Annotated in this window: 15 protein-coding genes; 8 read left to right on the top strand and 7 right to left on the bottom strand. The window is 68.9% G+C overall.

All coding sequences use genetic code 11. From position 1 onward, the window contains the following. From phnK to phnG, 5 genes are read right to left on the bottom strand one after another with little or no spacing between them, the layout of a single operon-like run. Positions 1–780 carry a phosphonate C-P lyase system protein PhnK gene (phnK, locus tag WDC82_RS20900; RefSeq protein WP_340119343.1) on the bottom strand — a complete coding sequence of 260 codons (780 nt, stop codon included), beginning with the start codon at positions 778–780 and terminating at the stop codon, positions 1–3. A gap of 2 nt (positions 781–782) precedes the next feature. Next, positions 783–1,784 carry an alpha-D-ribose 1-methylphosphonate 5-phosphate C-P-lyase PhnJ gene (locus tag WDC82_RS20905; RefSeq protein ID WP_340119344.1) on the bottom strand — a complete coding sequence of 334 codons (1,002 nt, stop codon included), beginning with the start codon at positions 1,782–1,784 and terminating at the stop codon, positions 783–785. After that, positions 1,784–2,884, bottom strand: coding sequence for a carbon-phosphorus lyase complex subunit PhnI (locus WDC82_RS20910; RefSeq protein WP_340119345.1), 1,101 nt, complete (start codon positions 2,882–2,884; stop codon positions 1,784–1,786). Before WDC82_RS20910 ends, WDC82_RS20905 begins: the two co-directional genes overlap by 1 nt. 4 nt (positions 2,885–2,888) lie before the next feature. Then, positions 2,889–3,524 (bottom strand): phosphonate C-P lyase system protein PhnH, encoded by a 636-nt coding sequence (gene phnH, locus WDC82_RS20915; protein ID WP_340119346.1) that lies wholly within the window; start codon positions 3,522–3,524, stop codon positions 2,889–2,891. Continuing rightward, a complete protein-coding gene (gene phnG / locus WDC82_RS20920) occupies positions 3,521–4,033 on the bottom strand; it encodes a phosphonate C-P lyase system protein PhnG (protein ID WP_340119347.1) in 513 nt (170 codons plus the stop codon). The genes phnH and phnG overlap by 4 nt, the downstream gene beginning before the upstream one ends. A 122-nt stretch (positions 4,034–4,155) precedes the next feature. Here phnG and phnF point away from each other — a divergent pair, with 122 nt between their 5' ends. The 5 genes from phnF (at position 4,156) to WDC82_RS20945 (ending at position 8,410) form a co-directional block, all read left to right on the top strand. Beyond that, complete coding sequence (gene phnF, locus WDC82_RS20925) at positions 4,156–4,878, top strand: phosphonate metabolism transcriptional regulator PhnF (protein ID WP_340119348.1); 723 nt, start codon at positions 4,156–4,158, stop codon at positions 4,876–4,878. A 197-nt stretch (positions 4,879–5,075) separates the two neighbouring features. Continuing rightward, positions 5,076–5,966, top strand: a complete 891-nt coding sequence (locus tag WDC82_RS20930; RefSeq protein WP_340119349.1) for a phosphate/phosphite/phosphonate ABC transporter substrate-binding protein — start codon at positions 5,076–5,078, stop codon at positions 5,964–5,966. A gap of 89 nt (positions 5,967–6,055) precedes the next feature. Continuing rightward, positions 6,056–6,871, top strand: a complete 816-nt coding sequence (locus WDC82_RS20935) for an ATP-binding cassette domain-containing protein (protein WP_340119350.1) — start codon at positions 6,056–6,058, stop codon at positions 6,869–6,871. Positions 6,872–6,884: 13 nt separating this feature from the next. Next, entirely contained in the window at positions 6,885–7,712 is an 828-nt protein-coding gene (phnE, locus tag WDC82_RS20940) for a phosphonate ABC transporter, permease protein PhnE (protein WP_340119351.1), read from the top strand. Positions 7,713–7,738: 26 nt separating this feature from the next. After that, a complete protein-coding gene (locus WDC82_RS20945; protein ID WP_340119352.1) occupies positions 7,739–8,410 on the top strand; it encodes a class I SAM-dependent methyltransferase in 672 nt (223 codons plus the stop codon). Between the two features lie 246 nt (positions 8,411–8,656). Here the strand turns inward: WDC82_RS20945 and WDC82_RS20950 are convergent, their stop codons facing one another. Together WDC82_RS20950 and WDC82_RS20955 are read right to left on the bottom strand one after the other, a co-directional pair. Continuing rightward, the gene (locus WDC82_RS20950) at positions 8,657–9,604 is read right to left on the bottom strand and encodes a pseudouridine-5'-phosphate glycosidase (protein ID WP_340119353.1); all 948 of its coding nucleotides are present in this window, start codon (positions 9,602–9,604) and stop codon (positions 8,657–8,659) included. Further along, a complete protein-coding gene (locus WDC82_RS20955; RefSeq protein WP_340119354.1) occupies positions 9,601–10,557 on the bottom strand; it encodes a PfkB family carbohydrate kinase in 957 nt (318 codons plus the stop codon). Before WDC82_RS20955 ends, WDC82_RS20950 begins: the two co-directional genes overlap by 4 nt. A 269-nt stretch (positions 10,558–10,826) precedes the next feature. Between WDC82_RS20955 and WDC82_RS20960 the strand changes: the two genes are divergently transcribed. Genes WDC82_RS20960 through WDC82_RS20970 form a run of 3 tightly spaced genes read left to right on the top strand, consistent with a single transcriptional unit; the run spans position 10,827 to position 13,703 of the window. Continuing rightward, positions 10,827–11,528: a hypothetical protein gene (locus tag WDC82_RS20960; RefSeq protein ID WP_340119355.1), complete on the top strand. Its 702-nt coding sequence runs from the start codon at positions 10,827–10,829 to the stop codon at positions 11,526–11,528. Next, on the top strand, positions 11,525–12,832 hold the full coding sequence (locus tag WDC82_RS20965; protein WP_340119356.1) for a DUF4350 domain-containing protein: 1,308 nt from the start codon (positions 11,525–11,527) through the stop codon (positions 12,830–12,832). Before WDC82_RS20960 ends, WDC82_RS20965 begins: the two co-directional genes overlap by 4 nt. Further along, entirely contained in the window at positions 12,747–13,703 is a 957-nt protein-coding gene (locus WDC82_RS20970) for a MoxR family ATPase (protein WP_340119357.1), read from the top strand. The genes WDC82_RS20965 and WDC82_RS20970 overlap by 86 nt, the downstream gene beginning before the upstream one ends. Positions 13,704–13,917 lie beyond the last annotated feature (214 nt).

Genomic DNA, 13,917 nt, shown 5'->3' on the forward strand with positions numbered 1-13,917 from the left:
TCACACCTGCAATACCGAGGAAACCAGAAGCTGCGTATAGGGGTGGTGCGGATCGTCCAGCACCTGATCGGTAAGGCCCGTCTCCACCACCTTGCCGTCCTTCATCACCATCAGGCGATCGGCCAGGAGGCGCGCGACCGCGAGGTCGTGGGTGACGATGATGGCCGAGAGCCGCAGTTCACGCACCAGCCCGCGCAGCAGGTCGAGCAGGCGCGCCTGCACGGAGACGTCGAGGCCGCCGGTCGGCTCGTCCATGAAGACCAGGCGCGGCTTGGTCACCAGGTTGCGGGCGATCTGCAGGCGCTGCTGCATGCCGCCGGAGAAATGCTTCGGCTTGTCGTCCATGCGCCCGAGGTCGAGCTCCACCTTCTGCAGCCAATCCTCGGCCTCGTGGCGGATGGCGCCGTAGTGGCGCGCACCGACAGCCATCAGCCGCTCTCCCACGTTGCCGCCGGCGCTGACGTCCATGCGCAGGCCGTCGCGCGGGTTCTGCATGACGACGCCCCAGTCGGTGCGCAGCAGCAGGCGACGCTCCGGCTCCGACAGCGCATAGATGTCGGTCAGTCCCTTCGTGCGCAGGTCGTATTCGACGACGCCGTTGGTCGGGGCGAGGCGCGCCGAGATGCAGTTCAGCAGCGTGGTCTTGCCGGAGCCCGACTCGCCGACGATGCCCAGCACCTCGCCGCCGTGCAGCTCGAAGGAGACGTCGGAGCAGGCCAGCACATGCCCGAAAGCGTGGGTCAGGTTGCGCACGCGCAGCAGGGGGGTGTTCGCGTTCATGCTCACGCCCCCACCTTGTCGTTCTGCGCCTTGTCGTTCTGCGCCTTGTCGTTCTGCGCCTTGTCGTCCGACGCCTGTCCGGCCGCCGCGCCCACCGCCCGGGCGTAGGCCCGCGCCGCGCTCTCGGACAGAGTGCCCGTGTGGCCTTCGGCGCGCCGCCGGGCGCAGTAGTGCGAATCGGAACAGACGTACATCTTGCCGCCCTGGTCGTCGAGGATGACTTCGTCGAGGAAGGTTTCCTCGGCGCCGCAGAGGGCGCAGTCCTCCTCCCACTGCTGCACCTCGAAGGGATGGTCGTCGAAGTCCAGGCTCTTCACCGTGGTGTAAGGCGGGATGGCGTAGATGCGCTTCTCGCGCCCGGCGCCGAACAGCTGCAGGGCCGGGAAGTCGTCCATTTTCGGGTTGTCGAACTTGGGAATCGGCGTCGGCGACATCAGGTAGCGGTCGTTCACCATGACCGGATAGGAGTACGACGTCGCGATCTCGCCGAAGCGCGCGATATCCTCGTAGAGCGAGACCTGCATCAGGCCGTACTCCTTGTAGGCATGCATCTTGCGGCACTCGATCTCGCGCGGCTCCAGCTTGCGCAGCGGCTCGGGCTGCGGCACCTGGTAGACGATGATCTGGCCCTCGGCCAGGGGATCTTCTGGCACCCGGTGGCGGGTCTGGATGATGGTCGCCTCGTCGGTCGCCTCGGTGGTCGGCATCTCGGCCACGCGGGCGAAGAAGCGGCGGATGTTCACGGCGTTGGTGGTGTCGTCGGCGCCCTGGTCGATCACCTTCAGGGTGTCGTCGCGGCCGATGATGCTGGCGGTCACCTGCATGCCGCCGGTGCCCCAGCCGTAGGGCAGCGGCATCTCGCGCCCGCCGAAGGGCACCTGGTAACCGGGCACCGCCACGGCTTTCAGGATGCAGCGGCGGATCATCCGCTTGGTCTGCTCGTCCAGGTAGGCGAAGTTGTAGCCTTCCTCGACGGCACTGGTTTGTTGCTGTGCGGCTGTCATCACTCGGCCGCCTCCATGCGGTCCTGCTTGTGGCGTTTGCGCAGGGAGCGCACGAGTTGCAGCTCCGACTGGAAGTCGACGTAGTGCGGCAGCTTCAGGTGCTGCACGAAGCCGGAGGCCTCCACGTTGTCGGAGTGGTACAGCACGAACTCCTCGTCCTGCGCGGGATATACGATGCTCTCGTCCAGCTCGCGCGCACGCAGCGCACGGTCGACCAGGGCCATGGACATGGTCTTGCGCTCGCAGTGGCCGAAGGAGAGGCCGTAGCCGCGGGTGAACTGCGGCGGCCGCTCGGCCGAGCCGGCGAACTGGTTGATCATCTGGCACTCGGTGACGGTGATCTCGCCGATCTCGATGGCAAAGCCCAATTCCTCAGGCACAAACTCGACGGCCACCTCGCCCAGGCGGATCTCCCCGGCGAAGGGGTGATTGCCGCCGTAGCCGCGCTGGGTCGAGTAGCCGAGCGCCAGGAGAAAACCCTCGTCGCCGCGCGCCAGGTTCTGCAGGCGCAGGTCGCGCTCGGCGGGAAAGCGCAGCGGCTCGCGCGTCAGGTCGGCGACCGACCCTTCGTCGTCGTCCAGTGCGATCTCCTCTTCGATAAGGCCCTCGTGGTTCAGAATGTCGGTGACCCGCGGGATGCTGTCGTCGACGCCGTCCTCCGCGGCGGCTGCCTGGGGCTCGCCGACACCGCCCTCCGCCGCCAGGGCGAAGTCGAGCAGGCGGTGGGTATAGTCGTAGCTCGGTCCCAGTACCTGGCCGCCCGGCAGGTCTTTGTAGGCGGCGGAGATGCGCCGGCGTACCGCCATATCGGCGGTGTCGATCGGCTCGCTCTCGCCGAAGCGGGTCAGCGTCGTGCGGTAGGCGCGCAGCAGGAAGATCGCCTCCATGAGGTCGCCCTGCGCCTGCTTGATGGCCAGCGCCGCCAGGTCGCGGTCGTAGAGCGAACCTTCCGTCATCACCCGGTCGACGGCCAGCTGCATCTGCTGCTTGATCTGCGCCAGGCTGAGTTCCGGTACCGCCGGGTCGCCGCGGCGCTCTTCCGCAATCAGCTTGTGCGAGTTGAGGATCGCCTGCTCGCCGCCCTTCACTGCCACGTACATGGTCTCAACCCTCCGCCAGGATGCTGCGCGGCAGGCCGACGACGCTGCTGCCACAGGTAAAGAAGATGTCGACGCCGAGCGGAAACTGCGCGGCGTTGAGGCGCCAGTCGTTCCAGAACCAGTCCGGCAGGCCGGCGGGCGCCACCGTCACGCGGTCCCGGATGCCGGGCCCGCGGAGCGTCACAGCCGGGCCGCCTTCCAGGCTGGGCACCTGCAGCAGCAAGGTCGCCGCGCCATCCGGGTACTGGTCGACCCCCTGGGCGAAGAGCGCCAGGCGCGGCATGTTCACCGGATCGGTGACCAGGCCGAAGCCGGCATCCTGGCTGCGCTCGACGATGGGACAGCCGCAGTGGAACTTCAGGTAGGCGCGCACCGGCGGTGTATCGGCGATCCAGTCGATCCACAGCGGCGTGTCGTAGTCCAGCAGGGTCAGCGCCGCCGCCGCGGTCGCCGGGTCGAGCGGCACCGGCCCCTCGACCGCGTCGGGCCCCGTAACGTTCAGGTCGACCGTGCGGCCCGGATGGGCCAGGGCGGTCAGCAGGCCGCGGAACAGGCGCTGGGCGCCGTGCACCGGGTCGGCGAGGCCCGGCTTCAGACTCGCCGTATCGATGCCGGCGGCACCGGAGAGCGCTTGCGTCATTTATCGTTCTCCCCGCGAACCAGAGTGAAGAAGTTCACCTTGGTCGAATTGGCCTTGCGGCTGCGCGCGTCGCGCCGTTCGGCATGGGCGGCCTCCAGCGGCGCGATGACGCGGCCTTCCAGCATCCCCCGGCGCGCCTCGTCCTGCAGCAGCGCGTCGAATACGGCGGCCAACTCGGCGTGGCGTTTGCTGCGCCCCTGCACGTAGCCCAGACCGACGATGCCGACCTCCGTGTCACCGTCGGCCCCGCTCTCCAGCAGCCGCAGGGCGCAGCGCGTCACCGTCATCTGGCCCAGGTTGAAGCGGCCGCCGGTGCCGCCGGCGCGGGCGCGCACCATCACCATGCCGATCTCCGGCTGGCGCAGCCAGCCGTAGGCCGGTTTTTCCGGCAGGTCGTCCCAGGCACTTTCCAGCTCGGCGGTTTCCGCCTTGGCGAGGACGGACATCCAGCGCCGGCGCGACACTTCCGCCGCCGCAGGTTCCGCCGCGAAGTTCGAGGCCGTATCCATTAGACAAGTCCCATATTTGTCTAGACGTCTGTATCTTTTGAAGATAAAAGGGGGGCCGAAGAGATGTAAAGCAGAACTTCGTGAAACTTGGATGACGGATCCGCGAAGAGAGGATGGCGGTCATGACCTTACAGCGCCGCGACGGGGTGGCTCTCTGGCGCCAGATCGTCGAGACCCTGGAAAGCGACATCAAGGCTCAGGTCTTCGCACCGGGTAAGCAACTGCCGACGGAGGCGGAACTGGCCGAGCGCTTTTCGGTGAACCGCCATACCGTGCGTCGCGGCATCGCCTTCCTGGAGCAGGAGGGCCTGCTGCGCGTCGAGCAGGGCCGCGGCACCTTCGTGCAGGAGCGCATGGTCGACTACAAGCTGGGCAAGCGCACCCGCTTCACCGAAAACATCCAGACCCAGTCGCGCATCCCTTCGGGCGACCTGGTGCGCGCCGTGACGCTTTCCGCCGACCAGGCGCTGGCCAAGAACCTGCACATCCGCAAAGGCGCCCCGGTGGTGCTGATCGAAAGCATTGGCAAGGTCGACGGGCGACCGATTTCCCTCGTCGCTCACCACTTTCCCGCCAAGCGTTTTCCCGATTTCATCGCGGTCTACAAGCAGACCCGCTCGGTGACCAAGGCGCTCGCCCACTACGGCATCGACGACTATACCCGCAAGGAGACCCGCATCACCGCGCGGCTGCCCAACGGCAATGAATGCCGCCTGCTGGAGTTGCCGCGCAGCCAGCCGGTGCTGGTCACCGAGTCGATCAACATCGACTCCGACGGCCGCGTCATCGAATACGGCTGGGGCCGCATGGCCGCCGAACGCGCACAACTGGTGGTGCAGCCTTAAAAGCGGCTTCCTTCGCCGCAAGGAGAGGCCTCACTGCAAGCGCCCCTCGACAACCCGCCCCTTTCATCCAGCAGATGTAACCGCGGTGTCATAACCGCATCATTCTGGCGTCACCGCGCTTGTCTTGGATGGCAAACGGGATGGACGGCCTGCCGTGTCGTCCCCTTCAGCCGAACCAAAAAAAGGGACGCGCCAAGATGCTACGGAAACTTTTCGCCGCCGCCGGCCTCGCCGCCGGCCTCAGCCTCTCCGCCACGGCAGGAAGCGCCAGCGCCGCCGACACGATCCGCTTCGCGGTCACCGACATCGAGGGCTTGGAGTCCCTGCAGCGCGAGTTCAAGCCCTTCGCCGATCTGCTGGCCGAGGCCAGCGGCCTGGAGGTCCAGCTCTTCGCGGTGACCAGCCGCAACGCAGCCGCCGAGGCGCTGCGCGCAGAGAAGGTCGACTTCGTGCTGACCGGCCCGGCCGAATACGTCGTCATGCAAAAGATGGCCAAGGTCACCCCGGTGGTCGGCTTCGGCCGCCCCGACTACTTCTCCGCGATTATCGTCATGGCCGACAGCGGCATCAACGGTCCGGCCGACCTCAAGGGCAAGACCGTCGCCTTCGACGACATCGGCTCGACCTCCGGCCACCTCGGCCCCATGCAGCTGCTGGCCGACTACGGCCTCGATCCGCGTAACGACGTGAAGTCGATGCACGTGCACCGCAACGTCGCGCACGAAGCGCTGAAGCGCGGCGACGTCGCGGCCATCGGTGTGAACTACCGCAGCTGGACCGACCGCAACCGCGCCAAGGACACCGAGACCGAGCCCGGCGCCTTCAAGGTCATCGCCCGCGGCCCCGACCTGCCGAACGACATCCTGGTCGCCGGCGCCCACGTCGACAAGGCGGTGGTCGCAAAACTGCGCGACGCCATCTCCGAGAACTCGGCGCAGCTCATCGCCGCGGTGCTGCAGGGAGAGGACAATCAGAAGTTCCGTGGCATGAAGTTCCTGCCCGGCGTGCAGGACGCCGACTACCAGTACATCCGCGACGCCTACGCCACCATCGGCTATCCCCAGTACGCCGACTTCGTCGGCAATTGAAGTACGCCGACTTCGTCGGCAATTGAAGTACGCCGGCTTCGTCGGCAACTGAAGTATCCCGGCTTCGTCGGCAACTGAGGAAGAGTCCCATGGCGATCGCGGCAGCCTATCCTTCCCCCCGCAGCGACGCCCTTCCGGCGGCGGCCTCCACAAAGGCCGCCGCCGGCGCCTGCCATCTCGCCGTTACCGGGCTGCGCAAGTCCTTCGGCAAGGTAGAGGTGCTGAAAGGCGTCGACGTCGCGGTCGCCGCGGGCGAGGCGGTCGCCCTGATCGGCGCCAACGGCTGCGGCAAGTCGACCCTGCTGCGCTGCTGCCTGCGCCTGGTCGAGCCGGACGGCGGCAGCGTCAGCCTGCTGGGCCAGCAGATCGGCGCGCTGAACGGCGCGGCGCTGCGCCGCCTGCGCGCCCAGGTCGGCTTCGTCTTCCAACGCCACAACTTGGTGCCGCGCCTCTCTGCGCTCTCCAACGTGCTGCACGGCCTGCAGGCGCGCCGCGGTGGCCCGCAAAGCTGGTTCCACCCCCTCGCCCGCCGGGTCGACCGCGATGAGGCGATGCATTGTCTCGAGCGGGTCGGCCTCGCCGACCAGGCGGCCAAGCGCGCCGACACCCTTTCCGGCGGCCAGTCGCAACGCGTTGCCATCGCCCGCGCCCTGATGCAGCGCCCACGCCTGGTCTTTGCCGACGAGCCGGTCGCCAGCCTCGACCCCGCCGCCGGCGAGGAAGTCATGCAACTGTTCATCGATCTGATGCGCGACGAGGGCGTCACCCTGCTGTTCACCTCGCACCACCTGCGTCATGCCCTCGACTACGGCGACCGCCTGGTCGCGCTCAGCGCCGGCCGCAAGGTGCTCGACACCCCGACTGCGGGGCAGAGCCTCGATGCCCTGAAATCGGTCTACGCTTGAGCCAGATGTCCCGATGATCAATCCGCACAGCGCGCCCCGTTCACCCACCCCCGCCCCCGGCTGGGCCGCGCCGCCGCGCTTCCAGCGCCCGGGCGTCCTCAGCTTCCTGGCCTACCTGGTGGCGCTGGCTTTCCTGGTGCTGGCCCTGGAGGGCTCGCAGATCTCGGTCACTGGGTTCTTCGAGGGCCTGCCTCACATGGCCGACCTGCTGGCACGCATGGTGCCGCCGGACGTCAGCCGCCTCGCACCGATCGGCCGCGCGCTGCTGGAGACCTTCCAGATGGCCCTGGTCGGCACCGTCTTGGGCGTGCTGTTCAGCCTGCCGCTGGCGGTCTGGGCGACGCGCCGGCTGACGCCGCACCCCGTCGTCTACTACGCGGCACGCGGCCTGATCTCCTGGTTTCGCACCGTGCCGGATCTCATCTGGGCGCTGTTCTTCGTGGTGACCGTGGGCCTCGGCCCCTTCGCGGGCACCCTCGCTCTCATGGTCGACACCATGGGCTTCTGCGGCAAGTTCTTCGCCGAGGCGATGGAAGAGACGGAAAGCGGCCCGCAGGAGGCGCTGACCGCACTGGGTGCCGGACGCAGCGGCATCATCTGCTCGGCGGTCATGCCCGCCGCGCTGCCCTCCTTCATCAACACGTCGCTGTTCAGCCTGGAGAAGGCGACGCGCTCGTCCGTCGTTCTGGGGCTGGTCGGCGCCGGCGGCATCGGCATAGAGTTGAAGGTCGCGATGGACCTCTTCGAATATCCGACCGCCGCCACGATCATCCTCTGCATCTTCGCGCTGGTCCTGGCGGTCGAACGGCTGAGCAGCAGCCTGCGCCAGCGGATCCTCTAAGTGAACCCCTCGGGAGTGAAACGACTATGAGCATGCAAGACCGGGCCCAGATGGAAACCGCCTACCAGGCCTGGAACGACCGCTGGCAGAGCGAGACCGGCCGCGCCGACTGGCTGGCCCCCGACCCCGACGTGGCTGGGGCGGTGCCGCTGCTGCGCGGCCGCGGTGCTCGCGCGGTGCTCGACCTCGGCTGCGGCGTCGGCCGCCATGCCTGCTTCCTGGCCGATGCGGGCTTCCAGGTCCAGGCCATGGACGCCAGCGCCTCCGGCCTCGATTTCGCCCGCCGCCAGGCGCGCGAACACGGGCTCGACATCGCCTTCAGCGACGGCCTGATGACCGATTTGCCCTACGCCGACGCCAGCTTCGACTACGTCCTGTCGTTCAACGTGATCTATCACGGCGACGGCGGCGTGGTGGCCCGCGCCATCAACGAAATCCACCGCGTTCTGAAGCCTGGCGGGCTGTTTCACGGCACCATGCTGTCGAAGCGCAACCACACCTACGGCGTCGGCAAGGAGATCGCTCCCAACACCTTCGTCATCGCCGGCGCCGAGGGCGACAAGGTTCATCCGCACTTCTACTGCAACGCCGCGGAACTGGTGAAACTGTTCGAGGACTTCGAGCTGCTGAGCCTCTTCGACCGCGAGCACGAGAAGCCCGGCCACTTCCACTGGCACCTGCTGGCCGAGCGGGGTTAAGACCCGCAAACGGGGAGGACGTACCGCTCTCGCTACCGCAACATCTGTAACGCTCGCGTGCAGGGTGTTCGCAAGCCCGCTTACCTGCTCAGTCTGTCATCCCGGCCAAGGGAGCAATCGCGACCGCGAGCCGGGATCACGGCGCCGCTTGGCGCCCGGCCCCGAGATGGATCCCGGATCGCACTCGCTGACGCTCGTTTGTCCGGGATGACAAGCAAAGTGAGGGGCGGGAAGCGGCGAAAGACTTCAACCCCGCGGATGACTGGCCGGCACCGCCAGCCGCTCCACCCCCGCATAAGCCACCGCGATCTCTGCCGCGAGGCGGGCATTGTTCAAGACCAGGGCGATGTTGGCCTCCAGGCTGGCGCCGCCGGTGAGCTGCTCCAGGCGCGCCAGCAGGAAAGGCGTCACCGCCTTGCCCTGGATCCCCTGCGCGGCCGCCTCGGCCAGCGCGGCGTCGATGTGGGTGGCGATCGCCGCCGCCGGGATGTCGTGTCCTTCAGGCACCGGGTTGGCGATCACCAGGCCGCCGCCCAGCCCGAGCTCCCACTTCGCCGCCATGACGGCCGCGATCGCCGCCGCCGTATCGCGGCGCAGCGGCGCCTTGAGGCCGCAGGAACGGCTGTAGAAGGCCGGCAGGTCGTCGGTGCCGTAGCCGATCACCGGAACGCCGAGCGTCTCCAGCACCTCCAGGGTCTTGGGCAGATCGAGGATCGCCTTGGCGCCGGCGCAGACCACGGCGACCGGCGTGCGCCCGAGTTCCTGGAGGTCGGCGGAAACGTCGAAGGACTGATCGGCGCCGCGGTGAACGCCGCCGATGCCGCCGGTGGCGAAGACGCGGATGCCGGCGAGATCGGCGCAGATCATGGTGGCGGCCACGGTGGTCGAGCCGGCGCCGCCGCCGGCGAGCACCGCCGGCAGGTCGGCGCGGCTCACCTTGGCCACGTCCTGCTCAGCGGCGAGGCGCTCCAGGTCCTCCGCGTCGAGGCCGACGGAGATGCGCCCGTCGAGGATCGCGATGGTGGCCGGCGCGGCGCCGCCGTCACGCACCGCCGCCTCCACCGCGCGCGCGGTCTCCAGGTTGCGCGGCGCCGGCATGCCGTGGGTGATGATGGTGGACTCCAGCGCGACCACCGGCTCGCCCGCCGCGAGTGCCTCGCGCACCTCCGGCAGCATCCTCAGTCGCGCCTTCATGCCGTCACCAGCCGGTCGAGGGCGGCGGGCGACAGCGCCGGATTGACGCTCTCCTCGCAGGCGACGGTCAAGTGGGCGGCAGCGAGCGCGCGGCGCCCAGCCGCCGCGGGCGGCACGCCGCGCAGGCGCGCCTCCAGGTAGGCCGCCGCCAGCGCATCGCCGGCGCCGGTGATATCCACCACTCTGTTGTCGAGGTTCTCCAGCATCAGCGTTTCCTTCTCCGTGGCGACGCACAGCCCCTCGCCGCCCAGGGTCATCGCGACTTCACCCGCGCCGGCCCGCCGCAGCGCGGCGGCCGCCGCCGCGGGATCGAGTTCCTCGACCTTCACACCCAGCAACGCCGCCGCCTCGCCGCGATTCACGAACAACAGGTCGCAGGCCGCGAGGGAGGGGCCGAGCCGCACCGCCTTGGCCGGCGAAACGCCGTTCACGGCAAGCCTTCGCGACTCGCCCCGCAGGGCGGCGAGAAAGCCTAGCGTCTCCGCCGGCAGATTGCAGTCGGCGAAGATCGCATCGACGTCCCAAAGTCCCGCCGGCAAGCCGCGCAGAACAGCGGGCGTGATCTCGTCGTAGATCCGCATGTCGGCCACGGCGACCAGCATCTCGCCGTCCGGCTGCAGGGCGATGAGGTGGAAGGCCGTCGGCGCGTCCGCCGAGCGGCTGACGCCCGTCAGATCGATGGCGGGCAGGTCGGGCGGCAAGCCGCGCAGACCCGCCATCAGGGTGTCGCCTTCCGGATCGTTGCCCAGGCGCGTCACCAGGCGGACATCGGCGCCGAGGCGGCAGAGGTTTTCCGCCACGTTGCGCGCCACGCCGCCGGGGCAGCCGCCGAGCACCACCGGGTTGGAGGCGCCGACGGCAAAGGGCGCCGCCGCACGCGCCTTGCGGTCCAGGTGGCAGGCACCCACCGCGGCGATCCGCGGTTTTGCCGCCCCTCTTGCCTCTGTGTCCACGCGGCCTCCCCTGTCTGCGGCCTGTCGGAGCCCTGGCCTGCGGCTTTTTCGCCGCATTTCGGCCTGAAAAACAAGGGACAATCGGCGCCGGGCACTTCATCATGGAGTGCTTGAACAGGGCGGGTTATATCCCTCATTCGATGAACTTTGAGTTGAATCCAGACCGCCGCCGGCCCCTGGGGAGCCGGCAGCAGAGGGCCAGGAACGGCCGGCAGGGCACCGCAGGCGTCCTGCGGCGCGCTTGGCTGCCCCTCTGGCTGCGCCCTATCGTGGCTGGCCTGCTGCTGGCGACCGTCCTCACCGCCGGCCTCACCGCCGCCCTCATCGCCGGCCCGCAGCGGGTCGCCGCCCAGGCGCCCGGCTATGGCGACGCGGAGATCCAGGACGCCCGCGACCGCGTGCTGGGCGACAGCCGCTACCAGACCGAACGGCCGGAGACGGAGAAGCTGCCCGACATCGAGCCCTGGACCCTGCCGCCGTGGCTCGCCGAGGCGCTGTTCTGGCTGCTCGTCGCCGCCGTCGTCGCGATGGTGCTGTTCTTCCTCTACTCCCTGCTGAGCGACCTGCTGCAAAACCGCGACGCCTTCCGGCGCAACCGCGAGAACAAAGCGGCCGGGCCTGCACGCATCAAAACTCCGACCATCGAGCGCCGCACGGTGGATCGGCGCAGCCTCGCCGAGGCCGACCGCCTGGCCGCCGAGGGGCGCTTCAGCGAGGCCATCCACCTGCTGCTGCTGGTCGCCATGGACCGCCTGCACCGCGAGCTTGGGCCCCGCGTCGCCCCGGCGATGACCGGCCGCGAGGTGCTGCGCCTGCCGGCCCTGCCGGAAGCCACCGTGGCGCCGCTGACGCGCATGGTCCAGGTGTCGGAGATCAACCACTTCGGCGGGCGGGCCGCGGCGGCACCGGACTACCAGAGCTGCCGCGACGCGTTCCTGCGCTTTAACGGTGCCGCGCCGGTGGCGGCATGAACCAGGCGGAGGGCGCATTCTCGTTCCGGGCCGTCGGCTTGCTGATCGGCGTCGGCCTCCTGTCCTTCGTGGCGGCGGCACTGGTCGCCGTCTTCGCCGACCCGCAGACCGAGGGCACCTTCGGCGCGAACGCCTATTCCTACTCGGCGATCGGCCACAAGGCCTGGACCGAGGTTCTGGAGGATCTCGGCGTCCCCGTCGTGCTCAGCCGCAACGACTCGGCGGTGAAGGCCTATGAAAGCGACGGCCTGCTGGTCTTCGCGCAGCCGGACGGCGACGCCGACGCCCTGGAGTTCCTCGAGCAGTACCAGGAAACCGACCGCGTCCTGGTGGTGCTGCCGCGCTGGACCGGCTATCCCACCTTCGGCAACCGGCGCTGGATCGGCACCATCGGCGAGCGGCAGCCGGCCGAGATCGAAAAGATCCTGCGGGTCTTCGACGCCGAAGCGGACGTGGTGCGCAGCACTGGCGCGCAGGCCTGGCAGGCCCAGGACTGGGACATCCTGCCGACCCTGGCTGACCCGCAGCTCATTCAGTCCGACAGCATCACGCCCATCGTCTACAGCGAGGCCGGCGTGCTGCTGGGCGAATACAGGCTGGACGGCGTCACCGTTTGGGTGCTTGCCGACCCCGGCATCGTCATGAACGCCGGGATCGGTGAGGGTGACAATGCCGTCTTCGCCGTCGCCCTGGTGGACGCGCTGCTGCCGGGCGGCAGCGCCGCGGTGTTCGACGAGACGGTCCACGGCTTCGCCCTCTCGCCCGATCTCTGGAAGGCGCTGCTGAGCTTCCCGCTGAACCTCGCGGTGCTGGCCTCCGTGCTGGCCATCGCCGTGCTGGTCTGGGGTGCCGCCGGACGCTTCGGTGCGCCGCTGCCGCCGCGCCCGCGCCTCAAGGCCGGCAAGGCGGTACTGATCGCCAACACCGCCAGCCTCTTTCAGTACGCCGGCAACCTCGGCGACATCCTGCGCCGCTATCGCGAGGCCCTGCTGCGCGACCTCGCCCAGCGCCTGCACATCCCGCGCGACATTCCCCGCGAGCCCGACGCGCGCGCTCTGGTGCACTGGCTGAACCAGGTCGGCGACGCACGCGGCACCACGCAGCGCTACAGCGAAGTGAACAGCGAGGTCGCCGCGGCGATCAACGGGCCCGCCACGGCGGTGCCCGCCCTCTTGCGCGCCGCCGTGCGCCTTTACCGATGGAAACAGGAGATCATTCATGGACATCGAGCCGATCCGGACGGTCTGCGACCAGGTCAGGGAACAGGTCCGCAAGACGGTGGTCGGACAGGACGCGGCGCTTGACCTGATGCTGGTGGCCCTGCTGTCGGAGGGCCACGTTCTGCTGGAAGGCGTGCCGGGCACTGCCAAGACGCTGCTGGCGCAGTCCTTCGCGCGCGCCCTCAGCCTGGATTTCGGGCGCATCCAGTTCACCCCCGACCTCATGCCGGGCGACGTCCTGGGCACCAACCTCTTCAACTTCCAGACCAGCGACTTCAAGCTGACCAAGGGGCCGATCTTCACCCAGGTCCTGCTGGCCGACGAGATCAACCGCACACCGCCCAAGACCCAGGCGGCGCTCTTGCAGGCGATGCACGAGCGCCACGTCACCATCGACGGCGCCACCCACGACCTGGGCGACGACTTCATGGTCATCGCGACCCAGAACCCCATCGAGCAGCAGGGCACCTATCCGCTGCCGGAAGCGCAGCTCGACCGCTTCCTCTTCAAGCATGTGCTCGACTACCCGAGCCGCGAGGAGGAGCGCGCCATCGTCGCCCGCCACGGCCACCGCACGGTGATGCCGGACCTCGCCGACTTTGGCCTGGCGGCGGTCGCCGACGCCGCCGCCCTGGCCGCCGCGCGCCGGACCATTGCCGGCCTGCGCCTGTCCGGCGAGATCATCGACTACATCGTCGACATCGTGCGGGCGACGCGCGAGCACGAGTCGCTGGAGTTCGGCGCCTCGCCCCGCTCGGCCAACATGATCGCTACCGCCGCGCGCGCCTATGCCGCCCTGCAGGGGCGCGACTACGTGATCCCCGACGACGTGAAGTTCATCGCCCTGCCCGCGCTGCGCCACCGCATCGTCCTGGCCCCGGGCGCCGAGATCGAGGGCCTGCAGCCCGACGCCGTCATCCAGCAGATCCTCGAACAGATTCCGGCACCAAGATGAGGGCAGCCGAATTGCGCTCAGTCGTCGCCACTCTGAAGGCTGTCGTCCCGGCACTTGATGCCGGGACCCATTGCCCTGTCGGCCCGATGGTTGGTTGGCAAGGACGCGAGCGTGATAGGGCGGCGTCCTTCAGCAACGCCAATGGGTCCCGGGGTCAAGCCCCGGGACGACAGTGGAGCGTGTACGTCTCGGACGAAGCTCTTGTGGGCGCAAT

It is taken from the genome of Pelagibius sp. 7325 (genome assembly GCF_037652055.1).
Classification (GTDB): domain Bacteria; phylum Pseudomonadota; class Alphaproteobacteria; order Kiloniellales; family Kiloniellaceae; genus Pelagibius.